General features: G+C 71.7%; 27 protein-coding genes and 7 pseudogenes. 24 read left to right on the forward strand and 10 right to left on the reverse strand.

Features of this window, described 5'->3' with window-relative positions; all coding sequences use genetic code 11:
• The first annotated feature begins 29 nt into the window (after positions 1 to 29).
• Complete coding sequence (locus FU792_RS15635; RefSeq protein ID WP_022923644.1) at positions 30 to 494, forward strand: GNAT family N-acetyltransferase; 465 nt, start codon at positions 30 to 32, stop codon at positions 492 to 494.
• Positions 495 to 531: 37 nt separating this feature from the next.
• Here the strand turns inward: FU792_RS15635 and FU792_RS15640 are convergent, their stop codons facing one another.
• From FU792_RS15640 to FU792_RS18215, 3 genes and pseudogenes are all read right to left on the reverse strand, one after another.
• A complete protein-coding gene (locus FU792_RS15640; protein ID WP_022923643.1) occupies positions 532 to 1,356 on the reverse strand; it encodes an SGNH/GDSL hydrolase family protein in 825 nt (274 codons plus the stop codon).
• A 146-nt stretch (positions 1,357 to 1,502) separates the two neighbouring features.
• Positions 1,503 to 1,775, reverse strand: a complete 273-nt coding sequence (locus tag FU792_RS15645) for an HU family DNA-binding protein (RefSeq protein WP_022923642.1) — start codon at positions 1,773 to 1,775, stop codon at positions 1,503 to 1,505.
• 130 nt (positions 1,776 to 1,905) lie between these two features.
• Positions 1,906 to 2,025 (reverse strand): annotated as a pseudogene (locus FU792_RS18215) (IMP dehydrogenase); the annotation flags it as partial.
• 109 nt (positions 2,026 to 2,134) lie between these two features.
• Between FU792_RS18215 and FU792_RS15655 the strand changes: the two are divergent.
• A complete protein-coding gene (locus tag FU792_RS15655; protein WP_022923641.1) occupies positions 2,135 to 3,046 on the forward strand; it encodes an aminotransferase class I/II-fold pyridoxal phosphate-dependent enzyme in 912 nt (303 codons plus the stop codon).
• Here FU792_RS15655 and FU792_RS15660 read toward each other — a convergent pair.
• Positions 3,030 to 3,230 (reverse strand): hypothetical protein, encoded by a 201-nt coding sequence (locus tag FU792_RS15660; protein ID WP_022923640.1) that lies wholly within the window; start codon positions 3,228 to 3,230, stop codon positions 3,030 to 3,032. The two genes, FU792_RS15655 and FU792_RS15660, sit on opposite strands and share 17 nt — an antisense overlap.
• Positions 3,230 to 3,823, reverse strand: coding sequence for an SRPBCC domain-containing protein (locus FU792_RS15665; RefSeq protein ID WP_022923639.1), 594 nt, complete (start codon positions 3,821 to 3,823; stop codon positions 3,230 to 3,232). Before FU792_RS15665 ends, FU792_RS15660 begins: the two co-directional genes overlap by 1 nt.
• A 404-nt stretch (positions 3,824 to 4,227) precedes the next feature.
• Between FU792_RS15665 and FU792_RS18640 the strand changes: the two are divergent.
• The 20 genes and pseudogenes from FU792_RS18640 to FU792_RS15745 all read left to right on the forward strand — a co-directional run.
• Positions 4,228 to 4,608, forward strand: a pseudogene (locus FU792_RS18640) (ABC transporter substrate-binding protein); the annotation flags it as partial.
• A gap of 179 nt (positions 4,609 to 4,787) precedes the next feature.
• On the forward strand, positions 4,788 to 5,069 hold the full coding sequence (locus FU792_RS18645) for an ABC transporter substrate-binding protein (RefSeq protein ID WP_275100786.1): 282 nt from the start codon (positions 4,788 to 4,790) through the stop codon (positions 5,067 to 5,069).
• A gap of 28 nt (positions 5,070 to 5,097) precedes the next feature.
• Positions 5,098 to 5,604: pseudogene (locus FU792_RS18650) on the forward strand (iron chelate uptake ABC transporter family permease subunit); the annotation flags it as partial.
• 104 nt (positions 5,605 to 5,708) lie between these two features.
• The gene (locus FU792_RS18655) at positions 5,709 to 6,176 is read left to right on the forward strand and encodes a FecCD family ABC transporter permease (protein ID WP_275100730.1); all 468 of its coding nucleotides are present in this window, start codon (positions 5,709 to 5,711) and stop codon (positions 6,174 to 6,176) included.
• Positions 6,177 to 6,277: 101 nt separating this feature from the next.
• A pseudogene (locus FU792_RS19430) lies at positions 6,278 to 6,697 on the forward strand (ABC transporter ATP-binding protein); the annotation flags it as partial.
• A gap of 500 nt (positions 6,698 to 7,197) precedes the next feature.
• Positions 7,198 to 7,341: pseudogene (locus tag FU792_RS19435) on the forward strand (cob(I)yrinic acid a,c-diamide adenosyltransferase); the annotation flags it as partial.
• Positions 7,271 to 7,702, forward strand: a complete 432-nt coding sequence (locus FU792_RS19440) for a cob(I)yrinic acid a,c-diamide adenosyltransferase (RefSeq protein ID WP_420876881.1) — start codon at positions 7,271 to 7,273, stop codon at positions 7,700 to 7,702. The pseudogene FU792_RS19435 and the gene FU792_RS19440, both read left to right, overlap by 71 nt.
• A pseudogene (locus FU792_RS19445) lies at positions 7,703 to 9,133 on the forward strand (cobyric acid synthase); the annotation flags it as partial.
• 166 nt (positions 9,134 to 9,299) lie between these two features.
• Positions 9,300 to 9,653: pseudogene (locus FU792_RS19515) on the forward strand (adenosylcobinamide amidohydrolase); the annotation flags it as partial.
• Entirely contained in the window at positions 9,605 to 9,991 is a 387-nt protein-coding gene (locus FU792_RS19520) for an adenosylcobinamide amidohydrolase (protein ID WP_149814888.1), read from the forward strand. The pseudogene FU792_RS19515 and the gene FU792_RS19520, both read left to right, overlap by 49 nt.
• The gene (locus FU792_RS15705) at positions 9,988 to 11,151 is read left to right on the forward strand and encodes a CobD/CbiB family cobalamin biosynthesis protein (RefSeq protein ID WP_022923632.1); all 1,164 of its coding nucleotides are present in this window, start codon (positions 9,988 to 9,990) and stop codon (positions 11,149 to 11,151) included. The genes FU792_RS19520 and FU792_RS15705 overlap by 4 nt, the downstream gene beginning before the upstream one ends.
• Before the next feature lie 73 nt (positions 11,152 to 11,224).
• Positions 11,225 to 11,749 (forward strand): bifunctional adenosylcobinamide kinase/adenosylcobinamide-phosphate guanylyltransferase, encoded by a 525-nt coding sequence (cobU, locus tag FU792_RS15710; RefSeq protein WP_022923631.1) that lies wholly within the window; start codon positions 11,225 to 11,227, stop codon positions 11,747 to 11,749.
• Positions 11,750 to 11,754: 5 nt separating this feature from the next.
• Positions 11,755 to 12,882, forward strand: a complete 1,128-nt coding sequence (gene cobT, locus FU792_RS15715; RefSeq protein WP_022923630.1) for a nicotinate-nucleotide--dimethylbenzimidazole phosphoribosyltransferase — start codon at positions 11,755 to 11,757, stop codon at positions 12,880 to 12,882.
• 6 nt (positions 12,883 to 12,888) lie between these two features.
• Positions 12,889 to 13,641 (forward strand): adenosylcobinamide-GDP ribazoletransferase, encoded by a 753-nt coding sequence (cobS, locus tag FU792_RS15720; RefSeq protein WP_022923629.1) that lies wholly within the window; start codon positions 12,889 to 12,891, stop codon positions 13,639 to 13,641.
• A 150-nt stretch (positions 13,642 to 13,791) separates the two neighbouring features.
• Positions 13,792 to 14,799, forward strand: a complete 1,008-nt coding sequence (locus FU792_RS15725; protein WP_337587837.1) for a phosphodiesterase — start codon at positions 13,792 to 13,794, stop codon at positions 14,797 to 14,799.
• A gap of 229 nt (positions 14,800 to 15,028) precedes the next feature.
• Positions 15,029 to 15,988 carry an aminoglycoside phosphotransferase family protein gene (locus FU792_RS15730; protein WP_022923627.1) on the forward strand — a complete coding sequence of 320 codons (960 nt, stop codon included), beginning with the start codon at positions 15,029 to 15,031 and terminating at the stop codon, positions 15,986 to 15,988.
• 55 nt (positions 15,989 to 16,043) lie between these two features.
• Positions 16,044 to 16,439 carry a hypothetical protein gene (locus FU792_RS15735; RefSeq protein WP_022923626.1) on the forward strand — a complete coding sequence of 132 codons (396 nt, stop codon included), beginning with the start codon at positions 16,044 to 16,046 and terminating at the stop codon, positions 16,437 to 16,439.
• An 11-nt stretch (positions 16,440 to 16,450) separates the two neighbouring features.
• Positions 16,451 to 16,627, forward strand: coding sequence for a hypothetical protein (locus tag FU792_RS16915; protein WP_022923625.1), 177 nt, complete (start codon positions 16,451 to 16,453; stop codon positions 16,625 to 16,627).
• A gap of 109 nt (positions 16,628 to 16,736) precedes the next feature.
• Positions 16,737 to 17,546 (forward strand): aldo/keto reductase, encoded by an 810-nt coding sequence (locus tag FU792_RS15740; protein ID WP_238706005.1) that lies wholly within the window; start codon positions 16,737 to 16,739, stop codon positions 17,544 to 17,546.
• A 179-nt stretch (positions 17,547 to 17,725) separates the two neighbouring features.
• Positions 17,726 to 18,229 (forward strand): GNAT family N-acetyltransferase, encoded by a 504-nt coding sequence (locus FU792_RS15745; RefSeq protein WP_022923623.1) that lies wholly within the window; start codon positions 17,726 to 17,728, stop codon positions 18,227 to 18,229.
• A 25-nt stretch (positions 18,230 to 18,254) separates the two neighbouring features.
• On the opposite strand, the gene FU792_RS15750 is transcribed toward FU792_RS15745, so the two are convergent.
• Together FU792_RS15750 and FU792_RS15755 are read right to left on the reverse strand one after the other, a co-directional pair.
• Complete coding sequence (locus FU792_RS15750) at positions 18,255 to 19,622, reverse strand: cryptochrome/photolyase family protein (protein WP_028130763.1); 1,368 nt, start codon at positions 19,620 to 19,622, stop codon at positions 18,255 to 18,257.
• 59 nt (positions 19,623 to 19,681) lie between these two features.
• The gene (locus tag FU792_RS15755) at positions 19,682 to 20,386 is read right to left on the reverse strand and encodes a DJ-1/PfpI family protein (RefSeq protein ID WP_238706006.1); all 705 of its coding nucleotides are present in this window, start codon (positions 20,384 to 20,386) and stop codon (positions 19,682 to 19,684) included.
• A gap of 279 nt (positions 20,387 to 20,665) precedes the next feature.
• Here FU792_RS15755 and ald point away from each other — a divergent pair, with 279 nt between their 5' ends.
• Together ald and FU792_RS15765 are read left to right on the forward strand one after the other, a co-directional pair.
• The gene (ald, locus tag FU792_RS15760; protein WP_022923620.1) at positions 20,666 to 21,781 is read left to right on the forward strand and encodes an alanine dehydrogenase; all 1,116 of its coding nucleotides are present in this window, start codon (positions 20,666 to 20,668) and stop codon (positions 21,779 to 21,781) included.
• 452 nt (positions 21,782 to 22,233) lie between these two features.
• Positions 22,234 to 23,511, forward strand: a complete 1,278-nt coding sequence (locus FU792_RS15765; protein WP_022923619.1) for a Shedu immune nuclease family protein — start codon at positions 22,234 to 22,236, stop codon at positions 23,509 to 23,511.
• A gap of 1,359 nt (positions 23,512 to 24,870) precedes the next feature.
• On the opposite strand, the gene FU792_RS16920 is transcribed toward FU792_RS15765, so the two are convergent.
• From FU792_RS16920 to FU792_RS18660, 3 genes are all read right to left on the reverse strand, one after another.
• Entirely contained in the window at positions 24,871 to 25,185 is a 315-nt protein-coding gene (locus tag FU792_RS16920; protein ID WP_161600283.1) for an HIRAN domain-containing protein, read from the reverse strand.
• Between the two features lie 510 nt (positions 25,186 to 25,695).
• Positions 25,696 to 26,055: a type II toxin-antitoxin system death-on-curing family toxin gene (locus FU792_RS15775; RefSeq protein WP_022923617.1), complete on the reverse strand. Its 360-nt coding sequence runs from the start codon at positions 26,053 to 26,055 to the stop codon at positions 25,696 to 25,698.
• A gap of 3 nt (positions 26,056 to 26,058) precedes the next feature.
• The gene (locus FU792_RS18660) at positions 26,059 to 26,193 is read right to left on the reverse strand and encodes a hypothetical protein (protein ID WP_269087266.1); all 135 of its coding nucleotides are present in this window, start codon (positions 26,191 to 26,193) and stop codon (positions 26,059 to 26,061) included.
• Positions 26,194 to 26,416 lie beyond the last annotated feature (223 nt).

Raw genomic sequence — 26,416 nt, forward strand, 5'->3', positions numbered from 1 at the left:
TGGCGGCCCCCGCGTGACACAGTCCTTCCGTGGACGTCTCGATCCGCCCCTACGCCCCGGACGACCGTGACGCCGTCCTGTCCCTCGCGGCACGGCTCACCACGGCGACGGCGCCGTGGCGGGACCCGGTCGCGGTGCGGCGCACGGTCACCGCCTGGGTGACCGAGGCGCTCGACGTCGTCGACCCGGAGACCGGGCCGGTCTGGGTGGCGCTGGACGGGGACGCGGTCGTCGGCGTCGTGCATGCCGGCACGCGAGCGCACTGGTCGGGTGAGGTCGACGCCTATGTCGGCGAGCTGGTGGTGGCGCCGACGCACGAGCGCACCGGGACGGGACGCCGACTCATGTCCAGGGCCGAGGGGTGGGCGCGCGAGCGGGGGCATACCCGGCTGACGCTCGAGACCGGGGCCACCAACACCGCGGCGCGGTCGTTCTACGCGGCGCTGGGCTACGTCACCGAGGAGGTCGTGCTGACCCGCGACCTCGGCGGGTGAGCACCCGTGACGACCCGTGGCCAGGCGGTTCGAGACCTCAGGGGGCCGCCGGCAGGTCGTCCACCGGTGTGATCTGCGGGCGCTTGGGCACGCGGTTGTCGCCCGAGCTCTCGCCGCGGATGCGCCGCCGGATCCAGGGCCGCAGGTGGGCGGCGACCCACTCCCGGTCCGCCTGCAGCGACTCGATGCGGCGAAGCGGTGGCGCCGCCTCCAGCGGCGTGGTCCAGTCGAGCTCCTGCTCCAGGCCGAGGGTCCACAGCGCCTGCGACGCGATCCGGGTATGCCCCTCGCTGCTGAAGTGGATGCGGTCCGGACCCCACATCCGGGCGTCGTGCAGGGCGCGCAGGGTGTAGACGTCGACGACGAAGGACCCGGTGCGCTGGCCGACCGCCCACAGGTGGGCGGTGTACTCCACCATGCGTGGGTGGACCCGGTTGACCAGCGGCGCCCAGGAGACGTCCGGAGCGGTGACGAGTATGACATCGGCGCCCGTCTCCCGGATGCGCAGCGTGGCCTCCTCCAGCCGCTCCATGACGGCGGGCAGCGACACCCGGGGCCGCAGCACGTCGTTGCCGCCGGCCGAGAGGCTGACCAGGTCGGGGCGCAGCGCCAGGGCGGGCTCGAGCTGCTCACCGATGACGGCGTCGATGAGGCGCCCGCGGATCGCGAGGTTGGCGTAGCCGAAGGGCCGGTCGAGCTCGGCGTTGCGGGCGGCGAGTGCCGCCGCGACACGGTCGGCCCAGCCGACGTGGTCGTCCGGGCGGTCGGGATGGGCGTCGACGAGGCCCTCGGTGAAGGAGTCCCCCAGGGCCACGAAGCGCTCCCAGACCCGCGGTTGCGGGGAGTCAGGGCGTGTGGGCATACCGGCAGGATAGGAACTGACGCTGCGTCAAGCGGAAGCCGGACCCGGCGTGGCGACCTCCCCCACGGCATGGTGCCGGGACGCACGACGCCCGGCAGACCCTCGCGGGCCGACCGGGCGTCGTGGATGGTGCGTGGAGCCTCGGCTCAGGAGACGCGCTCCTTGAGCTTGGAGCCGGCCTTGAAGGCGGGGGCCTTGCTCGCGGCGATCTGGATCTCGGCGCCGGTCTGCGGGTTGCGGCCGGTGCGGGCGGAACGCTCGCGGACCTCGAAGGTGCCGAAACCGGGGAAGGAGACCTTCTCACCCTTGGCGAGCTCGGCCGAGATGGCCTCGAGCACGGAGCTGACGATCTTGTCGGCAGCGGCCTGGGTCATGCCCGCCTCGCGGGCGACGGCCTCGACGATAACCTTCTTGCTCATGCTGACAGCCTTTCGATAGAGCCAATGAGTCGGCCACACCGTAGGCAGACACCAGCGCGTTTTGCCAACTCCGAAGCCCGGCGCGTCGCGGAATTCTGGCTCTCGACGGTGTGTCGTGGGCCCCTGAGAACGTCAGCATGACCGTGGTGGCACGACGCTCGTCCATCGCCCGGTAGTCCTCGGCGGCCTCCTCCAGCGGCAGGGTCAGGTCGACGACCTTGCCCGGGTCGATCGTGCCGTCCCAGATGAGCCGGCCGGGCGGGCAGGGACGTGCCCGGGTCGCCGTCCACGGTATGCCCGTGCCACGACCCGTGGGAGGGCCTGCTGGTGCCCCCCGGCCCGGCAATAGGCTGGGCCGGGTGAGCAGCGTGCGCCGGGTGCCGGCGATCCCGCCCGCCGGGAAGCACGGCGGGGACGGGCCTGCGGTCGCCTGGGCGCTGGGCCTGGACCCGGCCAACCTGCTCGACCTCAGCCAGACGATGAACCCGCTGGCCCCGCCCGTGGAGCCACTGGTCGGGCGGCACCTGGGCGCGCTCCGGGCCTACCCGGACGACCGCGCTGCGGCTCGCGAGCTGGCCCGGGCGCTGGACGTGGCCTCCGAGGCGCTGCTGCTGACCAACGGCGGCAGCGAGGCGATCTCGCTCGTGGCGGCCGAGCTGGGCGGCGGGGTCCGCGAGGAGCCCGACTTCGGCCTGCACCCGCGCCACCCGCACGGCCCGCGCTGGCGCTCGGACCCGCACAGCCCGAGCGGCCGGCTCGCCGCGTCGCACGAGCAGGCCGACGTCTGGGACGAGGCGTTCTACGCCCTGGCCACCGGGCGCTGGACCGCAGGCCGGCCCGGTGTGACGGTCGGCTCGCTGACCAAGACCTTCGCCTGCCCCGGCCTGCGGCTGGGCTACGTCATCGCCGATCCCGGTCTCGTCGAGCGGCTGCGTCGTCGGCAGCCGCGCTGGTCGGTGAGCACTCTGGCCCTGGCAGCGCTGCCCGACCTGCTCGACTCCGCCGACCTGCCGGGGTGGGCGGCAGGCATACGCGAGCTCCGGGCCGGTCTCTTGACGCTGCTGCGCGGGCACGGCCTCACCGTCGACGACACCGACGCGCCCTGGGTGCTGGTGCACCAGGAAGGGCTGCGGGAGACCCTCGCACCGCACGGGGTGCTGGTGCGCGACTGCGCCTCCTTCGGTATGCCCGGCGTCGCCCGGGTCGCCGTCCCCGACGCGGCGGGGCTCGCGCGGCTGGGGTCGGCGCTGCGGGTCAGTCGCGACCGCTGACCTCCTGCAGCAGCCAGGTGTTGCCGTCCGGGTCCTCGAGGTTGGCGTAGCTGCCGTCGTCGATCCGCTCGGGGTGGACCCCCGGCCCCTGGCCGCTCTCGCCGAAGTGGAAGGGGTCGCCGAACTCCTTGGCACGGTCGACGTCGGAGACCGGGAGGACGAGGACTTCGAGGCGGTACTTCATCACAGCGCTCCGTCCAGGAGGAGCTCGTCGATCTGCTCGTAGCCCTGGACGACGCCCGTCTCCATGCCGGAGGCGAGCATGGCGTCCCGCGCCTCGAAGCCCTCCACGATGCAGAAGACCTCGAGCCGGGTGCGCCCCTCGCCCAAGTCGGTGAGGGTGTGCCGCTCCAGGCTGACGCCCTCGGGGTAGCCCTCGAAGGTGAACGTCTGGACGATCCGGGTCGGCCCGACCTCGTGGAAGCAGCCGTGGAAGGCGTACTCCTCCTCGCCGCGATGGTGCACGTAGCGGTACTCGCCGCCGGTCCGGGCGTCCCACCGGTCGATGGTCATCGTGAGGTCCCGCGGGCCCAGCCAGCGGACGACGAGGTCGGGGTCGGTATGCGCCCGCACCAGCTGCTCGGGCGTGGCGTCGAAGACGCGCTGGATCCGGGCGCCGGGCACGTCGGGGTCCGCGCTGATCTCGGTGGGCTTGGTCCGGCTCACCAGGCCGCAGGCCCCGAGCACCTTGAGGTGCTTGGACACCGCCTGCAGGCTGATGTCGTAGGGCGCGGACAGCTCGGTGACGGTGGCGTCCCCGTCGGCGGGCCGCGCCACGAGGTCGCGCCGCGCGGATCCGCCGCGGCGCTACACTGGCGTTCGTCGTGCAGACGAAGTCCGGTGCGAACCCGGCACTGTCCCGCAACGGTGGAGTCCTTCGCGAAGGACCGAGTCCGGTCGAGCTGCCCGACGATCCGAAGCCACACGCCCGCGAGGACCCAGGGCCGGTTCGGACGGCGGAGGAACCCTTCGGTCGCTCGAGCACTCCCTCCTCGACCGACAGGAGACACCGTATGCACCTCCGCCAGCCCCTCCCGCTCGTCGGCGCCCTGGCGCTCGGCCTCACCCTCGCCGCCTGCGGCGGCGGCAGCACCGACTCCGACGCCGGCGACACCGCCTCCGAGCAGGAGAGCGCCTCGGACCAGGCGGGCGACGACGCCGACATGACCTCCGAGGGGGAGATGGCCGGCTCCGGAGACTTCCCGGTCACCGTCGACACCGCCGCCGGTGAGGTGACCCTGGAGGAGCAGCCGCAGCGCATCGTCTCGCTGTCGCCGTCGGCCACCGAGATCCTCTTCGCGATCGGCGCCGGCGACCAGGTCGTCGCGGCCGACTCCTTCTCCACCTACCCGGAGGAGGCACCGACCACCGACCTGTCGGGCTACGAGCCCAACGTCGAGGCCATCGCCGGCTACGAGCCCGACCTCGTCGTCATCTCCGGCGACACCGGCGACCTCACCGCCTCGCTCGGCGAGCTCGACATCCCCGTCATCGACAACCCCGCGCCCACGACGATCGAGGCCGGCTGGGACGGCATGGCCGCCCTCGGCCTGGCCACCGGCCACGTCGACGAGACCGCCGACACCATCGCCGACCTGCGCCAGCAGGTGGACGACGCCTTCGCCGGCTTCGATGGGGCGGAAGGGCTGCGGGTCTACCACGAGCTCGACGACACCTACTTCTCTCCGCGAGCAGCAACAGCTTCATCGGCGACGTCTACAGCCAGTTCGGCGCGGTCAACATCGCCGACGAGGCCGACGCCGACGGCACCGGCTACCCGCAGCTCACCGAGGAGGCCATCATCGAGGCCGACCCGCAGCTCATCGTCATCACCGACCAGGTGTCCTACACCGCCGAGGACGTCGCGCAGCGCCCCGGCTGGTCCGAGATCAGCGCGGTGCAGAACGACAACATCGTCACCGTCGACGCCGACATCGCCTCCCGCTGGGGCCCGCGCCTGCCGCAGCTGGTGTCCACCCTCGCCGACGCCATGAGCGAGGTCACGGTCCCGGCGGGCCGCTGACCGGCGACACTGGGCACGGGCATACCCGATGAGCACCCGCACGCACGCGCCGACCGACGCGCTGGACGAGGCGGCCGACCGCGCGTTCCGGCTGTCCGTGCCGGCGCTCGTCGGCTGCACCGCCCTGCTCGTGCTCGCGGTGCTCGCCTCGGTCACCCAGGGCGCGGCCGGGTTGCCGGTCGAGGGTGTCGTCCGGGCGCTCGTGGGCGCCCTCCCCGGTGTGGAGCCGGCGCAGACGCTCAGCTCGACGCAGGAGGCGGTGCTCTGGCAGATCCGGCTGCCGCGCACGATGCTGGCGGCGCTCGTCGGCGCGAGCTTGGCGATGGCGGGAGCCGGCTACCAGGGCGTCTTCCGCAACCCACTGGCCGACCCCTACCTGCTCGGCGTGTCCGCCGGGGCCGGGCTGGGAGCGGTGCTCGCCCTCGGCTTCGGGCTCGACCTGTCGTGGGGGCCGATCGCGGCGCTGCCGATGGCGGCCTTCCTCGGCGCCCTGCTCGCGGTGACCGGGTCGGTCCTGGTGGCGCGGGGCTCGTTCCGCGACCCGGCGACGCTGCTGCTCGCCGGGGTCGCGATGGCGGCGCTCTTCTCCGCAAGCAGACGTATGCCCTCACCCGGCTCGACGAGACCCGCTCCCGCGAGGTGCTCTCCTGGCTCTTCGGCCGGCTCGCGACGAGCGGGTGGGGGCCGGTCACGCTGCTCCTGCCCTACGTGCTACTCGCCGGAGCGGTGCTGTGGCTGCACGCGCGGCACCTGGACGTGCTGCGGCTCGGCGACGACGAGGCGAGGTCGCTGGGACTGCAGCCGTCGCGGTCCCGGCTGGTCGTCGTCGGCGCGGCGACGCTCATCACCGCGGCCGCGGTGTCGGTGAGCGGGCTCATCGCCTTCGTCGGGCTGGTGACGCCGCACCTGGTGCGGCTGCTCGTCGGGCACTCCTACCGCCTCATCGTGCCGCTGTCGGCCATCCTGGGCGGGGCCTTCCTGGCGACCGTGGACATCGGGGCGCGCACCCTCGTGGCACCCGCCGAGCTGCCGGTCGGGGTCATCACGGCCTTCGTCGGAGCGCCCTTCTTCTGCGTGGTCCTGTGGCGACGGAAGGCGGGGATGTGACCAGCGACGACGACACCGTCGGCGACGGCGAGGTCCGGCCGCTCACCCCCGCCCACGCGGTCCGTACCCGCGAGGTGCGGGTCGCCTTCGACGGCGCCGAGGTGGTCGGCGGGGTCGACCTGGACCTGCGGGCCGGCGAGTGGCTCGGCCTCATCGGGCCCAACGGCTCGGGCAAGTCGACCCTGCTGCGGGCGCTGGTGGGGCTGGTCGCGCGCACCGGGTTCGTCGAGCTCGGCGACGGCAGCGAGCCCGGGCCCACCGACCTCTCGCTCATGCCGCAGTCCCCCGAGCTGCCGCCCGGGATGAGCGTGGTGGAGTACGTCCTGCTCGGGCGCACCGCGCACCTGGGCTGGCTGGCGCTGGAGTCGCGGCGGGACCGCCGCATCGCGACCGACGTGCTGCGGCGCCTGGGCCTGGCCTCCTTCGGCCGGCGTGAGGTCCGCAACCTCTCCGGCGGCGAGGCGCAGCGGGTCGTCATCGCCCGTGCGCTCGTGCAGCAGAGCCCGGTGCTGCTGCTGGACGAGCCGACGAGCGCGCTCGACGTCGGGCACCAGGTCGAGGTCCTCGAGCTGGTCGACGAGCTGCGGCGCAGCGACGGGCTCACCGTGGTCGCCGCGATGCACGACCTCGGGATGGCTGCGCGGTATGCCGACCGCCTGATGCTCCTGGAGCGCGGCACCCCGGTGGCGCTCGGGACCCCCGAAGAGGTCCTCGACGAGGGCCTGCTCAGCCGCGTCTACGCCCACCCGGTCCGGGTCCACCACGTCGACGGCCACCTGGTCGTGCTTCCCGAGGCGCGCAGCGGGCATACCCCGGCGGCGGAGCCGATCTCCCTGCCGGACCGGGCCACCCCGCCCCCTCGCCGTCCTGGACCGAGCACCGTGGACGACGGGCCTCGGGGGCCCGATGTCCGGACGTCCCCGTCAGCGGGGCGCCATCGAGGAGGTCTCGTGACCGAGCACGACGCACCGCCACGAAGCGGCCCTACGACCGGCGCGAGTTGCGCTCAGCGCCGTCGTTGGTGCTGGTCAACACCGGGCACGGCAAGGGCAAGTCGACCGCCGCCTTCGGCACGCTGCTGCGCAGCCGGGGGCGTGACTGGCCGACGGCGTGCGTGCAGTTCCTCAAGTCCGGGAAGTGGCGGACCGGCGAGGAGGCGATGCTGCGCCAGCTCGGGGTGGAGTGGTTCAGCGCCGGCGACGGCTTCTCCTGGGACAGCACCGACCTCGACGAGAGCCGCGGCCAAGGCGGTCGCGGCCTGGGAGTTCAGCGCCGGGCTGATCGCGGCAGGCGAGCACCGGATGGTGATGCTCGACGAGATCTCCTACCCGATGAACTGGGGCTGGATCGAGACCGACGCCGTCGTCGCGGCGCTGCGCGACCGGCCGGCGGACGTCAGCGTCTTCCTCACCGGGCGGGAGATGCCGCAACCGGTCGTCGACGTCGCCGACACGGTGACCGAGATGGTGCCGGTCAAGCACGCCTTCGAGCAGGGCATCCGGGCACGGCGCGGGATCGACTACTAGGTGGGCGCGCTGCTCGTCGCCGGGGCGACCAGCGGTGCCGGCAAGTCCACGGTCACCGCAGCGCTGTGCCGGGCGCTGGCGCGGCGCGGGGTTGACGTCGCGCCGTTCAAGGCGCAGAACATGTCCAACCACGCGGCCGTCACCCCGGACGGCGGTGAGATCGGGCGGGCGCAGGCCATGCAGGCGCTCGCCGCGCGGGTGGCGACCGACCGGCGGATGGGGCCGGTGCTGCTCAAGCCCTCGGGTGGCCGCTCGCACGTCGTCGTCCTCGGCGAGGAGGTCGCGGTGGAGGACGCGGTCGGCTACGGCGACCGGGCGCGGGCGCTGCGGCCGGTCGTGCTCGACGCGCTGACCTCGCTGCGTCGCGAGCACGAGCTCGTGGTGTGCGAGGGCGCCGGGGGTGCCGCGGAGCCGAACCTCCTGGACCGCGACGTCGTCAACCTCCCGCTCGCCGCAGCGGCCGGTATGCCCGCTCTCCTGGTCGTCGACATCGACCGGGGCGGCGCCTTCGCCGCGGCCTACGGCACGTGGGCGCTGCTGCCCGAGCGGCTGCGGGCATGCCTGCGCGGGGTGGTGCTCAACGGGATGCGCGGCGACGTGTCACTGCTCGGAACGGCGGTCCGCGACCTCGAGGCGCGCACGGGCATACCGGTGCTGGGGGTGCTTCCGCACCTGGGCGACCACCTCATGCTCGGCGTCGAGGACTCGCTGGACCTGCGGGCCCCGGGGCGGCCCGGGCTCGGGATGGGCGAGAGGCCGGATCGCCCGGTGCGGATCGGCGTGGTAGCGCTGCCCCACCTGGCGAACCCCTCCGACCTCGACCCGCTCGTGCTGGAGCCATCGGTCGAGCTGCGCTGGGTGACGCGGCCGGGTGAGCTGCACGACCTGGACCTCGTCGTGCTGCCCGGCACGCGGGCGACCGTGGCCGACCTGGCCTGGCTGCGCGAGCGCGGCCTCGCCGACGCGATCGTCCGGGCGGCAGGGGACCCGGTGGGGCCGCACGTGCTCGGCATCTGCGGCGGCTTCCAGATGCTCGGGAAGAGCGTCGAGGACGACGGCTTCGAGGCACCGCGGTCGGAGCCGGGGACCACCCGAGGGACCTCTCAGCCCGCCGTCGTGCGCGGGCTCGGCCTGCTGCCGGTGACGACCCGCTTCGCCCGGCCCAAGGTCGTGCGGTTGGCGACCGGACAGACCGCCGGTCCCCCGGGGCTGCCGGTCACGGGCTACCAGATCCACCTCGGTCGGGTGCGTCGGCACGGCGACGGCGAACCGTGGCTCACGCTGCTCGCTCCTGTCCCGGACGACGAACAGCGCGGCGGGCAGGCGGCGCGCGGCGAACCCGAGGGGTGCGTGAGCCCGGACCGCCGCGTGCGGGGAACGACGGTCCACGGGGTCCTGGACGCGGACGACGTCCGGCACGCCCTCCTCGGGGCGGTCGCGGCGGTGCACGGGCGCGACTTCCGACCTGCTCCGGTGCCCTACGCCCTGGCGCTGGAGACCATCTCGACCACCTGGCGGACTGGGTCGAGGAGCACCTCGACGTCGCCGCGGTCCGCGCGCTGGCGTACACCGCGACCTCGCCCGACGAGGCGCCCGGATGGTGAGCGTCGAGCTCGAGCGCGCCGAGGGTGCGCTGGTCTGGAGGGTGCCCCGCGGCTGGTGGGGGCTCAGCTCGGCGGCAGTCGGTGGCGGGCTCGTCCGGCCGTGCTGGGTGCTCAACCTCGGCGTCGGGGACGACTTCACCCGCACCGACCTCGACCGGTATGCCTCCTCCCGCGCGGACGGTCTCGGCGTCTCCGGCCCGGGGACGGCACTGCTCACCGCGGCCGACGTGTCGCAGGTCGTGGCGACCGAGGTGGACGGCGTCAGGGTCTGGGCGACGGTCGGCGTCACCAAGCCGACATGGGCGGTGCCGCCGGAGCGGGCTGGTCACGACGGTGTGTCCGGTCGGGAGGGCTATGTGCCCGGCACCATCAACATCGTGGTCGTCGTGACGGTGCCGCTGTCGGCCTCGCGCTGGTGCAGGCAGTGGGTACGACCACGGAGGCCAAGGCGCAGGCCCTCGTGGAGGCGGGCGTGCCCGGCACCGGCACCGCCAGCGACGCGGTGGTCGTGCTCAGCCCGGAGCCACCGGGCGACGCGGGGCATGCTGGGACCGTCGTCTTCGCCGGGGTCCGCTCGGAGTGGGGCGGGCGGATCGCCGCTGCGGTCCACGGCGCGGTCCGCGACGGACTGGCCGCCCACCCGTGGGAGCCCGACGCGGCGGGTGGGGCAGGTGTGGTCTGGTGAGTCTTGGCCACCCGCGGACGACGTCGGTCCGGCGCGTCCTCGCCCGGCGCGCGGTCGGCGTCGCCGCCGGGCTGCTGCTGGACCGCGGCCTCGGCGAGCCGCCGGACGCGTGGCACCCGGTCGCGTGGTTCGGGACGGTGATGGGCCGTCTCGAGCAGGCCCTGTACGCCGATCGCCGCGACGCAGGCGCGGCCTACGCCGCGGCGGGTGCGGGCCTGGGTGCCGGGGCCGGGCTCGTGCTGGGCCGGGCCGGTGTCCCGGGCCTCGCGCTCGCGGTGGGGGTCGCGAGCGCCGGGCGGATGCTGCGGCATACCTCGCGCGACATCGAGCAGCTCCTGCGCGCCGGCGACCTGACCGCCGCCCGCGAGCGCCTGCCCTGGCTGGCGGGTCGCGACCCGAGCGGGCTCGGCGGGTCCGGCGTCGCCGCAGCGGTCGTCGAGTCGCTCGCCGAGAACACCGTGGACGCCGTCATCGCCCCGGCCTTCTGGGGTCTCGTCGCGGGAGCACCGGGCGTGCTCGTCCACCGCGCGGTCAACACCATGGATGCAATGGTCGGCCATCGCAGCCCCCGGTATGCCCGCTTCGGCACCGTCGCCGCGCGCGCCGACGACGTCCTGGCCTGGGCGCCGGCACGGCTCTTCGCCGGCCTCGTCGCCCTGGACGCCGCCTGTGCACGCTTGCTGGGGCAGAGCGGCGGATATTTCCTCCGCTCCGGTCCAGGAAGCGTGCACAGGTCCGGACAGGGGGCAGGAACCGTGCACAGGTCCGAGGAGTGGGTCGACGAGGAGGGCGCGGGCCCGGGTCCGCGGCCGACCGGGATCGAGGTGCTCCAGATCGTCCGCCGGGACGCACCGGCCCACCCCTCCCCCAACGCCGGCGTCGCGGAGAGCGTCGTCGCGGGGGCGCTGGGCGTCGAGCTCGGCGGCCCGCTGGAGTATGCCGGCCGCCGCGAGGAGCGGCCCCGGCTCGGCTCAGGCCCACGGCCCGGTCCGGCCGACATCGCCCGGGCACGGCAGCTGGTGGGTCGGGTCGAACTCGCCGTCGTCGCCGGATGCCTCGGTGCCGCGGCCCTCGTGGGACGTCGCCGGCACCCGAGGGGCGCAGGATCGGCGCTACCGGCTCGGCGGTCGCTCACCCGGACGCCATCGAGTCACCGATGACGCCGCGCCGACAGGCGTGGGACGCTGGGGCGGCACGCCCCGCCACCGCGCCGACCCGCCGAGGAGCACCCGCATGAGCCTGACCCTGCTCACCGGGGGCGCGCGCAGCGGCAAGTCCGCCCTCGCCGTCCGCCGGGCACGGCACGGCGACGACCCGGTGGTCTTCGTCGCCACCGGCCAGCCGCGGGACGCGGAGATGGCCGACCGGATAGCCCGCCACCGTGCCGAGCGCCCGACGGGCTGGAGCACCGTCGAGGCGCCCGTCGAGCTGGTCGACGCCTGCGCGGCGCTCGACCCCGGCGCCTGCGTCGTCGTCGACTGCCTGGCCCTGTGGGTCTCCAACCTCCTGGAGCACGGCGACGACGAGGCGACCACCCTCGGTCGGGCACGCTCGCTGGCAGGGTGGGCCTCGGCATACCGAGGGCGCGTGATCGTCGTCACCAACGAGGTCGGCCTGGGGATCGTCCCCCTGCACCCGGTGTCGAGGGACTACCGTGACCGTCTGGGCCGGGTCAACGCCGTCCTGGCCGCGGAGGCCGACCTCGCGCAGCTCGTCGTCGCCGGCCGTACCCTCACCCTCGACCCTCCGGAGGACTGACCAGCATGAGCGAGACCGGGCAGAGCGCCGACCGCGCCCTGATCGACCGCACGATCGCTGCCATCGGCGGCCCGGACCACGAGAGCTCGGCCGCGGTCGCCCGCGCCTTCGACGGCAAGGTCAAGCCGCGGCAGAGCCTCGGGCGCCTGGAAGGGCTCGCCGCGCGCGTCGCCGGCATCCAGCGCACCACCACGCCCCGGGTCGACTCCCCGGTCGTCCTGGTGTGCGCCGCCGACCACGGGATCGCGCGCGAGGGCGTCAGCGCCTACCCGCAGGAGGTCACCGCGCAGATGCTCACGACCTTCGTCAGCGGTCGAGCGGCCGTGTCGATCCTCGCGCACCAGGCCGACGCGCAGCTCGTCGTCGCCGACCTCGGGGTGGTCGAGCCGCCGCAGCTGCACCCCACGCACACGTATGCCCCGGTGCTGGACCGGCGGGTGCGCGCCGGGACCGACAACAGCGCCGAGGGCTGGGCCATGACCCGCACCGAGGCCGAGCAGGCGGTCGCGGTGGGGATCCGCCTGGCCGAGGAGCTCATCGAGGACGGCGCCGACCTCATCGCGCTGGGCGAGATGGGCATCGGCAGCACGACGACCGCCAGCATCCTCACCTCTGCGATCCTCGACCGCGACCCGGCACGCGTCGTGGGTGCCGGGACCGGGCTCGAGGGAGAGGCGCTGGCGCACAAGGTCGAGACGGTCGACGCCGTCCTCGCGCGGCACGACGACGTCGAGCAGCCGTGGGACGTGCTGGCCGCGATGGGCGGCCTGGAGATCGCCGCGCTGGCGGGAGTGGCGCTGGGGTGCGCCGCGCACCGCGTGCCGGCGCTGCTGGACGGGTTCATCAGCACCGCGGGGGCGCTGGTCGCCTGGCGTCTGTGCCCGTCCGCCGCCGACGCGATGATCGCCGCGCACCGCTCGACCGAGCCCGGCCACTCCATGCAGCTGGAGGAGATGGGGCTCACCCCGCTGCTCGACCTGCAGATGCGGCTCGGCGAGGCCAGCGGGGCGGCCCTCGCGATCCCGCTCATCCGCTCCAGCCTGGCGCTGCTGCAGGACATGGGCGAGCTGGCCGATCTGAGCAGCGATCCTGCGGGCGCGGACGGCGGCGGTGCGACGGCCGACGGAGCCTGAGCACCGATGATCGCCGCGCTGCGGGACGCGACGAGCTTCCTGACCCGGGTGCCGCTGCCACAGCGCGAGGGCTTCGACCTGGCCCGGGCGGCCTGGGCGTTCCCGATCGTGGGGGCTGGTGTCGGGGCGGTCGTGGGTGCGCTCGCCTGGGGCGCCGGCCTGCTGGTGCCGCCCCTCGTGGCCGCGACCCTCGCCGTGCTGGCCGAGGTCCTGCTCACCGGTGCCCTGCACCTGGACGGGCTGGCGGACTGTGCCGACGGCTGCGGCGGGCACGACCGGGAGAGCCGGCTGCGGATCATGAAGGACCACGCCGTCGGGGTCTACGGCACGGCCGCAGTGGTGCTGGCGCTCGTGCTGCAGATCGCGGCCGTCCAAGCGCTGCTGGGGTCGCTCGAGTGGTGGGGCGTCGTCGCGGTGCTCGCCTCGGTCGGCGCGCTGTCGCGCTCGGGCATGCTCACCGTGGCGCTGCGGCTGCCGTCGGGGCGGCCCGAGGGGACGGCGGGGCCGCTCGTGCGGGGGTTGCGGACCGGCCCGGTGGTCGTGGCAGGCGGCCTGGCGGGGCTGTCGACGCTCGCGCTCTGGCCGATCGGGGTCTGGGTGGGGGTATGCGTGCTGCTCGCCGCCCTCGTCGTGCCGCTGCTCGTCGAGGTGTGGGCGGAGCGGACGCTCGGCGGCGTGACCGGTGACGTGCTCGGCGCGACGGCGGTGCTCACCCAGCTCGCTGCCCTGATCGGCGCCCTGGCGCTGCCCGGTCTCTGAGCCACCGCTCACTGTCTCTCGCCTCTGCCTCGATGAACGGTGCGCCCCGACCGACTCTCCGGTCCCGCCGCCCGAGGACAGAGCCGGCTGCCCCTTATCCCGAGGGCAGAGCCGGCTGCCCCCGGGCCCTCGGTGGGTAGGTTGGCCCACGTGAGTGAGTCAGGACGCCCGGAGTCAGGAGACCAGCCGGAGCCGGAGCAGCGATCCCATCGTGCCGACCCCTCCGACACGCCGGCCGACCCGGTGCAGTTCGGCCAGCACCCGGCACCGCTCCGCACGCTGGTCCACCTCAGCGACACCCACCTCCTGGCCGACGGGGCGCTGCAGTTCGGCGCGATCGACACCACCGCCCGGCTGTGCACCGCCCTCGAGCGGCTCGCCCGTCTCGACCCCGCGCCCGACGCGATCGTCGTCACCGGTGACCTCGCCGACAAGGGCGAGCCAGGGGCATACCGGCAGCTGCGCGACCTCCTCGACCCGCTCGCCGCGGACCTCGGAGCCCAGATCGTGTGGGTGATGGGCAACCACGACGAGCGACCGGCCTACGCCGCGGGCCTCTTCGACCGCGAGGCGACTACGGACGAGCCGCAGGACGCGGTGCACGACATCGGCGGGCTGCGGGTGATCTCGCTGGACACGACGGTGCCCGGCTACCACCACGGCGAGCTGCGGGAGGCCCAGCTCGCCTGGCTCGCGGAGGTTCTGTCGACACCTGCCGAGCAGGGCACCATCCTCACGCTGCACCACCCGCCGATCCCCGTCCCGCTGGTGCCGGCGGCGGCGATCATCGAGCTGCTGGACCAGGACCGGCTGGCCGCGGTGCTCGCCGGCACGGATGTCGTCAGCATCCTCGGCGGGCACTTCCACTTCTCCTCCCACTCGACGTTCGCGGGGATCCCGGTGAGCGTGGCCGCGGCGACCTGCTATCTCGAGGACCCTGCGCCGGACGCGCGCTTCACCTCGGCGGTCGACGCGCACCAGTCGGTCAACGTCGTCCACGTGTATGCCGACCGCGTCGTCCACTCGATCGTCCCGGTCGCTGCGGGCCCAGAGGTCGCGGGGCACCCCGCGGAGGCAGCCGCGCAGCTCGCGCAGATGAGCCCGGAGCAGCGCCGCGAGCTGGTCTCCCGCAAGGACTCGCCGCTCAACAGCGGGTAGCGGGTCGGGTTGCTGTGACGGCCGACCGTCGAATGCCTGCCCCGGCGCCATTTCCCCGGTCAGTAGCCCGGCCCGTCTCCCACGTGACCGTGGAATGCCTGCCCCGGCGCGACTTCCCCGGTCAGTCGGAGGGCTCCCGTCGGGGGTGACCGTCGAATGGTTGCCCCGGCAGAACTTCCCCGGTCGGCCGGACGGCCAATAGCGATCCATCGAGCCCTAGGCTGACCCGGTGCCCGACCTCATCCCCCCGGCCTTCGCCGACCTGGTCCGGGACCGCCCTGCCGACGAGCTCCTCCAGAGCCTGCCCGGGCGGGCGGGGCAGCCCCGGGCGGTGGACGGCGCCATCTGGCTGCGTCAGCTGCCGGCCCAGGTCGAGCGGCTGCTGCACGACTGGCGGCTCGAGGTCGACGGGCCCAGCCGGCACGGCGAGTGCGCGCTCGTGGTGCCGGTGCGACGGCATACGGGCGCGGCGGCCGCGCTCAAGGTGACCTGGCCGCACGCCGAGGCCCGGCACGAGCACCTGGCGCTGCGCGCCTGGGACGCCCAGGGCGCCGTGCGGCTGCTCGCCGCAGAGCCCGCCTCCTCGGCGCTGCTCCTGGAGCGCCTCGACCCCGAGCAGTGCCTGCGGGACCAGCCGCTGCTCGAGGCCTGCGAGGTCATCGGCACCCTCATCCGCGCGCTCGACCGGCCCGCACTCCCCCGCATCGACACCATCGAGACCAAGGCGCAGCGCTGGGCCGAGCAGCTCTCCCACGGCACCCCGCTCGTGCCGCGCCGGCTCATCGAGCAGGCCGCCTCGACCCTCCCCGACCTGTTGACCGGCACCTCCGCCTCGCTGGTGCACGAGGACCTGCACGACCTCAACGTGCTCGCCCCGCTCCCCGGCGCGATCGACCGCGGTGACTGGCTCGCGATCGACCCCAAGCCGATCGCCGCAGAGCAGGCGTATGCCGTCGCCCCCGTCATCTGGAACCGCGCCGAGGAGGCCGCGCGGGCCAGCAACCTGCGCACCCATGCGCGACTGCGTGCCGACGTCGTCGCCGAGGCGGCGGGGCTGGAGGAGGACCGGGTGCGGGCCTGGACGTTCGTCCGGCTCGTGCTCAACGCCGTGTGGGCGGCGCCGCACGCGCCCGCCTCCGACGACTTCCGGGCGCGGATGATCGCCCTGGCGAAGGCGTTCACCGACTGAGCGCCGCCGCGGGCCCCTGCATACGCTCGACAGGAAGCACTCCAGGGAGGAGCAGATGGTCCAGCAACCCAAGGATGCAGCGCGCGAGCTGTGGACCTGGTGGCGGCTCGTCGTCGTCGCGGTGGCCTGCGGCCTCGGCACGGCCGCGCTGCAGGTATGGCTGCTGGGCCAGGACAGCGGCACGGCGACAGAGAGGGCAGGGTGGACGGTCCCCATGGTGCTGACGGTCGCGGCGGCGCTGGCGGCAGGGTGGGTCGCCTCTGCAGGGTCGCGTCGCGCTCTCCTGTGGCTCGCGGTGGCGGGCTATGCCGCCCTCGGGGTGTCGAGCCTGCTGTCGGTGGGCGTGGGCTACCTCGCGGCGGGCGGGATGCTGGCGGTGGCCGCTGCCACGTGCTCAGACTCCCGCCGCAGCGGCTCGCTGCTGACCGCAGATCACGGGCAACAGCACTAGGCTCCCCGTTCATGGGCCAGGCATGGGAGCGCACCAAGGAGTACCTCGGTCTGCGACCGCGCGACCAGGGTGCGCAGGCGATCGTCGACGGCCCGCGGGTCTGCGAGGAGTGCTTCGCGCTGGTCCCCCGCGCCAACGTGGACGACCACACCGCCTGGCACCGGAGGTTGGCGCAGCGGACCCGGTGACTGGCTGAGCGCCGCCGCGACCCCCGGAATACGCTCGAGGGATGCAGACACGGACGATCGGCAACTCCTCCGTCGGCGAGCACCAGGTCGGTGCGATCGGCCTGGGCTCATGACCTTCGACCAGAGTGGCGAGCAGCCCCGCGAGCAGCTCCTCGACACCGTCCGCGCCGCGCTGGACGCGGGCGTGACGCTCTTCGACACGGCGGACGCCTACGGCCCGGGCGACAAGGGAGCCGGCGCGCAGGGCGAGAACGAGCGCCTCATCGCCTCCCTCCTCGACGAGCTCGGCGTGCGTGACCAGGTCCTGCTCGCGACCAAGGGCGGGCACGTGCGCACCGACGGCGGCGACTGGGCCACCGACAGCACCCGCAGCCACCTCACCTCCGCGGTCGACGCCAGCCTCGAGCGGCTCGGGGTCGAGCAGATCGCGCTCTGGCAGCACCACCGCCCCGACCCGGACACCTCGGACGAGGAGACGTTCGCCACGCTCAAGCACATCGCGGACTCCGGCAAGGTCAGGATGATCGGCCTGTCCAACGCCGACCCGGCACAGATCCGCGCGGCGCACGAGGTCCTCGGCGACGCGCTGGTGAGCGTGCAGAACCAGTTCAGCCCCAAGTTCCGCAGCAGCCACCCCGAGATCGAGGTCTGCGCCGAGCTAGGCCTCGCGTTCCTGCCCTGGTCGCCGCTGGGTGGCCTCAACGACGCCAAGCAGCTGGCCGAGCACCACCCGGCCTTCGCCGAGGTCGCACAGGAGCGCGGCGTCAGCCCGCAGCAGGTCGCGCTGGCCTGGGAGCTGGCGCAGTCGCCGGTGGTCATCCCCATCCCCGGGGCCAAGCGCCCCCAGTCGGTCACGGACTCGGCGGCCGCCGCCGACCTGCAGCTCAGCGACGAGGAGCTGGCCCGCCTGAACGGCTGACCCTCCCGCGCGAGCCGGGTTGTCGCTAGGCTGCGGCGGATGAGCGCACCGGCGGGCGTGGCCGTGGACGTCGACTGGGCGCGGGTGGCGACCGAGTTCCACCGCGACCGGGACGTGATCGCGACGCGCACCGCGATCCACGCCTCGCGGGTCGACCTCGGGGAGTTCACCGGAGCCAGGTGGTCGTCGCGCTCGACGGCACGAAGCCGGTGGGGGTGTCGGTCGTCGTCGTCGACGCCGGCGCTCCCGTGGCGCTGCTGTCCTACCTCGCCAGCCACCCGACGCGGCGGGCGCACGGGGTGGGGTCGCTGCTGATGGAGCAGGTCCGGGCTCGCGAGCCGATGCTGCTCATCGAGATCGAGGACCCGCGCGAACACGCCGAGCGGGGCTTCGGCGACCCCTGGCGCCGGGTCGGGTTCTACCGTCGGCACGGGGTGCGGGCGCTCGACGTGCCGTTCTTCCAGCCGCCGGTGGCGCCAGGCCGGCCGCGGGTCGAGGGCATGCTGCTCGGGGTGCTGACCCCGGCGGCGGTCCCCGACCAGATGGCGACAGCACCGATCCGTGTCTACCTCGAGGACTACCTGCGCGGCTCCGGGGAGGACCTCGACCAGCCGCCGGCCAGCACGCTGCTCGCGGCGCTCACCGGACCGACGGTGCGGGTCGTCGACCTGCCGGCAGCCTGACGGCGTTCGCCCACGCGGCCCGCCCTCACTTGCGCGACGACTCGTAGCGCGCCAGCGCCTCCTTGCGCTCCTCCGCGTGGTCGACGATGCGCTCGGGGTAGCCCTCGGCATACCCGTCGTCGTGGTCCCACGGCTGGTGCGCGGACTTGCCGGAGAGGTGGCGCAGCTCGGGCACCCAGCGGCGGACGTAGTCACCGGTCGGGTCGAACTTCTCGCCCTGCGTGATGGGGTTGAAGACGCGGAAGTAGGGCGAGGCGTCGGTGCCGGTCCCGGCGACCCACTGCCAACCGTGATTGTTGCTGGCGATGTCGCCGTCGACGAGCCGGTCGAGGAACCAGCGGGCGCCGGTCGGCCACCACACGTGCAGGTCCTTGGTGAGGAAGCTGGCGGTGATCATCCGCACCCGGTTGTGCATCCAGCCGACCTCGCGCAGCTGCCGCATCCCCGCGTCGACGACGGGGAAGCCGGTGCGCCCGTCCTTCCATGCCTCGATCGCGTCGTCCGGCTCGTCGTAGTCCATCCCGGGCAGCGCGTCGCGCAGGTCCTCCCACGCGCTGCGCGGGTTCTGGAAGAGCACGTCGGCGTAGAACTCCCGCCAGGCGATCTCCTGCTCGAAGGTCTGGGCGCCCTTGGAGCGCTTGTCTGCCAGGTCGGCGAGGATGGTCCGCGGGTGGATGGCGCCGATCTTGAGGTAGGCCGAGAGCCGGCTGGTGCCGTCGATGGCCGGCTTGTCGCGGTCGCCGTCGTAGTCGTCGAGCGCCTCGTCGCGGAAGTCGCGCCACCGCTGCAGCGCGGCCTTCTCCCCCGCCTCGGGCATCGTCGGCAGGTCGTCCTCGCGCAGCGCCTTGTCGAGCATGTCGAGCGCCTTCTGGTGGCTGTCCACCTCGACCAGGTCGAGGGAGCGCGGGTATGCCGCGGGCTCGGGCCAGCCGTGGTCGCGCCAAGCGCGGTGGAAGGGGGTGTAGACCTTGTAGGGGTCGCCCGAGCCGTTGCGGACGAGGCCGGGGCCGACGGCATACGGCGTGCCGGTCTCCACCCAGTCGATGTCCTTGTCCTGCAACGCGTCCCGGACGGCCTTGTCGCGGCGTACCCCGGCGGGCGTGACCTCGCGGGTGACGTGCACCGAGCCGGCCTCGATCTCGGCGGCGACCTGAGGCACGACCTTCGCCGGGTCGCCGTGGCGGATGACCAGCCGCCCGTCGAAGTCTTCCTTGGCGGCCTGCAGGCTGGCGGCGAGCCAGGCGCGGCGCACCGGGCCGCCTCGCTCCCAGAGGCCCGGGTCGACGACAAAGAGCACGGCGATGCCCTCGTCCCCGCCCGCGTCGCGCGCGGCGAGCAACGCCGGATGGTCACCACGGCGTAGGTCGCGACGGAGCCAGAGCAGGGCGGTCAACGGCATACCTCACAGGTCATGGACCCGACCCTAGGTCGGCCGGGGGCGGGCGGCCAGCGCTAGTCGCCGAAGGACTCCAGCAGCGCCTCGACGGCGTCCTTGCCGAGCTGGTGGGCGGCCAGCGGGCTGTCGCCGGTGAGGACGTTGCGGTCGCGCGTCGTGGCGCCCGACATGTCGTCGTTCTGCACGGTCAGGCCCTGCTCGGTGAGGGTCTCGCCCAGCTTCCACGGCATCTCGCCGGGCAGGTAGCCGATCTCCAGGTTGGCACCGAAGTCCAGGGCATCGGGGAAGGCGACGACGGAGTAGCCGGACAACGGGTTGGTCTCGCGCCCCATCCCGGCGGCGACGAAGGCTGCAGGCCCGTGGCAGATCGAGATGATGAGGCGGTCGTGGTCCAAGAACCAGTCGAGGGCGCGCTGCACGTCCGGGCTGGAGGGGAGCCCGTTCATCGCGCCGTGGCCGCCGGGGATGAAGACCGCGGCGTAGTCGTCCAGGCCGGCGTCGATGACGTCGGCCAGCCGGTGCGGAGCCTTGAACGCCGCGCGCGTCGCGTCCCAGGTGCCGGTGACGGCCTCGTCCTCGCGGGGGAAGGCCCACCACTCGACCTTGCCCGGCCCACCGGAAATGGTGGCGATGTCTACGGCATACCCGGCCTGCATGATGTGGTGCATCGGCAGCAGGGTCTCGACGGGGTGGTTGCCGGTGGAGAAGAAGGTGCCGTTGCGCGTGAGCATGTAGCGCTCGTCGGTGGCGATGACGAGCACCTTCCACCGGTCGCCTGTGTAGGTCTGCTCGGTCCCAGACCGTCGAAGTTGGTCGTGTCGGCGGTGTTCTGGCTCAGCGAGTAGGGCGAGGGGAAGAAGGCGTTGTCCTCGGCCGGGTCTGCGGTGGGCTGACGGTCTTCGGTCTGCGACATCGGTGCTCCCTGTCTCGTATGTCTGACTCCCCTGCCCGGTGGACAGGACCTGCCAGTGTGCACGACGAGGCAGTGGTGCGTGAGCGAGACCTGTCGCTCGCACGCGCGGTACGGCATAGTGGGGCCCATGAAGATCGCGGTGCCCACAGAGGTCAAGAACAACGAGTTCCGGGTGGCCATCACCCCGGTCGGCGTGCACGAGCTGGTGCGGCGCGGGCACGAGGTCTTCGTGCAGCAGGGCGCCGGGCTCGGCTCCTCGATCAGCGACGAGGAGTATGTCGCTCAGGGCGCCACCATCGTCGAGGGTCCCGACGACACGTGGGCCGCGGGCGAGATGGTGCTCAAGGTCAAGGAGCCGATCGAGCAGGAGTACTCCTACCTGCGCGACGACCTGACGCTCTTCACCTATCTGCACCTGGCCGCGGACGAGCCGCTGACCCGGCGGCTGGTGGAGGCGGGCACGACGGCGATCGCCTACGAGACGGTGCAGCTGCCGAGCGGGATGCTGCCGCTGCTCTATCCGATGTCCGAGGTCGCCGGGTGCCTGGCGCCGCAGGTCGGGGCGCACACGATGATGAAGGCCTCCGGCGGGCGGGGTGTGCTCATGGGCGGCATCGGCGGCGTGGCCAACGCCAAGGTGCTCGTGCTCGGCGGTGGCGTCGCGGGGCAAAACGCTGCCAACATCGCGCTCGGCATGGGCGCCGACGTGACCATCCTCGACACCGATCTCGACAAGCTGCGCACGCTCTTCTGGCGCTTCGACAACCAGGTCAAGCAGCTCGCGTCCAACAACCTGACGATCAGCGAGCTCGTGCCGGAGGCCGACATGGTCATCGGCACCGTGCTCATCCCCGGCGCGAAGGCGCCCAAGCTCATCACCGACGACATGGTCGCGACGATGAAGCCCGGCTCGGTGCTCGTGGACGTCGCCATCGACCAGGGCGGCTGCTTCGAGGGATCGCGGCCGACGACCCACGCCGACCCGACCTTCCCGGTGCACGACTCCCTCTACTACTGCGTCGCCAACATGCCCGGCGCCGTGCCGCACACGTCGACCTGGGCCTTGACGAACGCGACACTGCCGTATGCCGTGCAGCTCGCGGACAAGGGGTGGGAGCAGGCCCTGCGCGACAACGCCTCCCTGGCGAAGGGGCTCAACACCCACGCGGGGAAGCTCACCTACGGCGCTGTGGGAGAGGCGTTCGGTATGGAGTCGGTTGCCGTCGAGGAAGTGCTCGCCTGAGGCTGGGCGTCTGTGCCAGACACTGCCGGCTGGGCGCACCCCGGCAGCTCTACCGGTGGCAGTCACACCACGCCTGCCTGGGCAGGGTCCTCCTTTTGCAGGCTAGTCCGACGCTCGTGACAGACCGGATTTGCCGATCGGCTCGCCCTCATCAGGGATGTATGGGTGATCGGCCGCGCCGAGGGCCGGCACATCGCTGTCATGCCGAGAGTCGGATGGTTGGCCACGGACTCCTTCCGACCGGACACCCGAGAGTCGGGGGTGACATCCCCGACGTGCGCTTCTGGTGACGCTTCTCGGATTGCCGATCCGAGTTTCGCCCTCTAGCTCGACTCGCAAGGGACCGGTTCGCTACCTTTCGTGGTGCACGCGTAAGGTCTGCCTTGGAACTACTTGAGGGCGCGGGAGGTCCAGTCGTGGATGCGCTCCGACCTGTGCGATAGGGGGAATCGATGCCGATCACGTTCGCGGACCTCTTCAGGGAGCCTGACGAAGTCACCTATGCCACCGGACGCCTGCCGAGTCGCATCTACGTGAGCAGCACGTTCAACATGGCTTTCGGCAACGACCAAGGGCAACCTGCTCGCTACATCCGTAAGGTATTTGACGAAGAGGTGACCCCTGATGAAGATGACTGGGAGTGGACCACCGAGGTGGTCTATGTGACCCCGCGAAAGCAACTCACGCTTAACGTAGCCCGATCGGCTGGCGCTGTTCGAAAGATCAAGATTCAGAAGGTGCCTACCAACCCTGACGCCACACGGCTGGAGCCGGTCCTCGAACTGGACCGTGATCAGTCAATGCGGCTGATCGAGCTGATCAAGGCTCTCGACTCGATCCCCATTGAGGGCGACAACACGGTGAAGGTGGACGACCAAGTCCTACGCGACCTGTTCGCCGACCCCGATGGCATCAATCGCGTGTATGCGAACGATCCTGATCGATTCAAGGCTCTCATCGAGGCCGATGCCGATGCACGCGACGTGGTGGCCCTGCAGCACCGACGCGAGGTCGTCGAGACCATGCGCACCTGGTTGAACGACGATGCGGCCTTCGAGCTGGCCAAGCAAGAGGCGGGCGGCCGCCCCGAAGGCGCCTGGCAGAGGCTTCTCGAGGAGAACCCGTGGATCCTCGGCCTCAGCCTCGGCGGCCAGTTATACACCTCGTGGGATGAGGAGCAGCTTGAGCAGGTAGTCACTGGCCGCCACATTGGGGGCGTCGGCAAGCGCACAGATGCTCTTATGCGCACGGCGGGCATCATCCGGTCAATGGTGTTCGCTGAGATCAAACATCACCAGACGGACCTGTTGGCTAGTGAGTACCGCCCTGGTTGTTGGCGCCCGTCAGCCGAGCTCAGCGGTGCCCTGGTGCAGGTGCAGCAGACAGTTCACTTGGCTGTCCAGACGCTCAGCGACTACTTGCCGGACCATGATGCCGAGGGTGCCATGTTGCCGTCCGGGACGTTTCTGCTGAGGCCGCGGAGCTTCGTGATTGCCGGGTCGATGAAGCAGTTGCTAGGGAGCTCCGGTGGGCCGATCCCCGACAAGGTGCGCAGTTTCGAGCTCTTCCGGCGGAATCTGCAGGAGCCGGAGGTCATAACTTTTGACGAGCTTCTGGCGCGGGCGGAATGGCATGTGCAGGTGGCCGAGGAGCTTTCGAACGCAGACGAGGTCGATGAGGACATCCTTGGCTTCGAAATCGATGAGAACGGCGTGATCCTCAGCGACTAGTCCAAGTTCTGATCCCCGGCTTCCGTGGCCCCTCGTCAGCCGAGTGTCGAGCGTTACCGTCCAGCATCGCCGCGCCCAACCATCGCGTGGTGGCCTCGGGGCATGACGCAAGCGTCTCAGGAGGGCCGCCTCTTGCACCTGACCGTCCCCGCGCGGTCCACGCTGATGCCCCATAAACGCCGGTTCACGTAACTCAAGAGCTCGCGTTCAGCCCCCGCGTATAGGCCAGTTTACGAGAACGCCTTCTCCACTGACCTTCAGCTGCGCCTTTCGATCCGTGGCGTACACACCGAAGGGATCCATGGGCTCGACCCGCATGCTCGCGCCGGGATGGAACAGAGTCACGGTCCCTTGTGGGTTCGGCCCAGACAAGATCGGCAGTCCGGTACGGCGGCTGACGTCCTTGTTACCCCAAGCTGTCTTGTGAAGTAGAAGGTCGTAAGCTGCCCATTCTAGCCTGGGCAGGAAGGGGACCACATCCGCGCTTGACGCGACGTAAGTGTCTCCGTGCATCACTTTCCCTCGGAGAGCTATCCATTTATCGGTCTCTTTCTTGCTGTAGTTCATGCCGTATGGGCTGCTCTTTAGAAACTCGTACAACGGCTTCTTCAGTTGGCCGACGCCCGCCCCGAAAGCGGCTTCGATCAATCGATAATATTCCCGTGCGCGTCCACCGGGAGACTCCTCAGATAACCCGCTCGCTAGGAGTCGAAGCCCCTCTGGCCTTCCCCATACAAGATCAGGTAGCCTGTCGGCGCACCGCTCCAAGAGAATTCGCGCCGAGGCAGGCCGAGAATCCTGCTCCATTGAGAGTTGCGTGGCTGGACCGAACTCGCCGGCTGTCTCAGGCACGAGAGCGATGCATGTTTGCGGTGACCGAATCGTGCGACGGCACTGATGTGCCACGGCCAGTAAGTCAGCAAACTCCTCGATCGTGGCCTCTGCCAAGCGGCGGACCTCAGTGGGACGACGACCCGTCCTGCGTCATCCAACTCCGCTGGGAGCCCAGCGGCACGACTGTGCACTCCAAGAATTGCTGGGCCTTGGTCATCGTGCGGCCACTCGACGATTAGTCCTGCACCTGCATCGAGCTCGCTAGGCGTATAGCTGGGCTCCGCACCATGCACTGTGTCGACGGTCACCTCGAGCCCCGATGTCGCTCGGTAACGCAACATAAGGACTGCCGCAGGAGCAGGTGAGGACAGTCCGATCACGGCAAAACGGTGCAACTCCATACTTCAGTATGACGCTCATCCCCGGACTCCTTGGGTGTCCGACTCAGCCGCGTACCCCGCCGCACTCATGGCAACAGCGGCCAAGGCCAAGTACCCCGTCTGCCCCCGTTCGGCCCCAATCCTGCTATTTCGTCACGTCGCGGACGAACCTTCGGAGGGCGTCTACCCTCGGCACGTCTACCCAAAGCACGATGCTGGAAGCCGTCGCGCCAGCACCCGAAACCTTAAACGCGTCGGCGTCCAACTGAGCAAGCAAGGGGGAAAGAGACGCAGCACGGGCAGTCGACACATACCCGACGCGCACGCCCTTCATCCCGTAGACCGCGACGGCCGAGGGGTCAACCTCGTTGTCCGGCTCCCGAATCAGGAGGTACTCAGCGCCACCCTGACGACGCCTCTCTGCGTCGCTCACGGCATAGGCGCTCCCCTTGATCCTCATGCGGACCGCATCCAATGCGCTCAAGTCCATGGTCCGCAATTCGTCCAACTTGACCTTACGTCGCCTGATCACCCCACGTGGGCGAGACTGATCCGCCTCGATCTGGGCCAGAACCGTACCGGGGTCCAACCCCTCGGCAGCAGCAGTTTGGGTGAGGATGTCGTAAGGCACCCCATCGGGATGGCGGGACGCCAAGGAGCGAGCCATGCGCTTGATATGGGGACGCCCGGGCGGTTGGTGTGGATTGGAAGGATCTCCGCTGGTCGGTGCTGCTGCAGACTCCTCCGGCCGCACCTCTAACCGGTCGGGGGGCCTCCTCGCGTTCTCCGGTCCAGCGAATAGGGCGCGCTTGATCCTGTCCAGGATCCCCACGACGGAAGCCTCTCACAACGCCGCCAAAGAGCGTCTCCGGGGAAGGCGACAACTGGTAGACAGCCGGGCATGGATTCGACTCGCAGCGCCGGCCGCGGCTCAAACCATCCGCTCTTGCCGCGGGCCGGCAGCTTAAGACTAGTGCCATCGCGCCAATCCGCGGGCTGCTACTCGGTGGTCGGCGGCGCCGCTGGCGACGGCGATGACCAGGTCGTACGCGTCGTCGTCAGGCGCATGCAGATCGATGTCGTTGAGTCCGTAGAACACGACTACTGCGAGCCATCCCAGGCGCTTGTTGCCATCGACGAGCGGGTGGTTGACGACGATGGACTCCAGCATCGCGCCCGCCTTGGCGTCGATGTCTGGGTAGGCGTCACGTCCGAGGACACTGGAGCTGGGGCGGTGTGCCGCTGAGTCCAGCAGGCCAAGGTCCTGGATCGGACCTACGCCCAGGTCCGTTGCCAGGGTGAGCAGATCCTCGGTCGTCAGGTACTCCAAGGGTCAGCGCCCGAGACGCTCGAGCAGGTCGGCGTACCGCTCTCGGCCCCGTGCGGACAGCTCGCGTACCTGCTCCTCATGCCCGCGCCGTGCAGCCGCCTCCCGGATGGCCCGAACGGTCGCCTCCTGCTTGCTCACACCCTCAGCCTCGGCCAGAGCCGCCAACGCTCGCTCATCCTCTGAAGACAGTCGCAGAGTCATCGCCATGCGATCATGGTACCACTTTGGTATCTAGCGTCCATCCCGCCGTTCGTGCGGTGGGCTGCCACCCGTCGCGTCGTGAAGCAGACGGAACTGGCCGTTTCCTACACACTTTCCGTGAACGGACAACTGGTCCTCGTAGCGGCGCTGGCAGCGATCG

It is taken from the genome of Serinicoccus marinus DSM 15273, assembly GCF_008386315.1.
In the GTDB taxonomy this organism is placed as follows: domain Bacteria; phylum Actinomycetota; class Actinomycetes; order Actinomycetales; family Dermatophilaceae; genus Ornithinicoccus; species Ornithinicoccus marinus.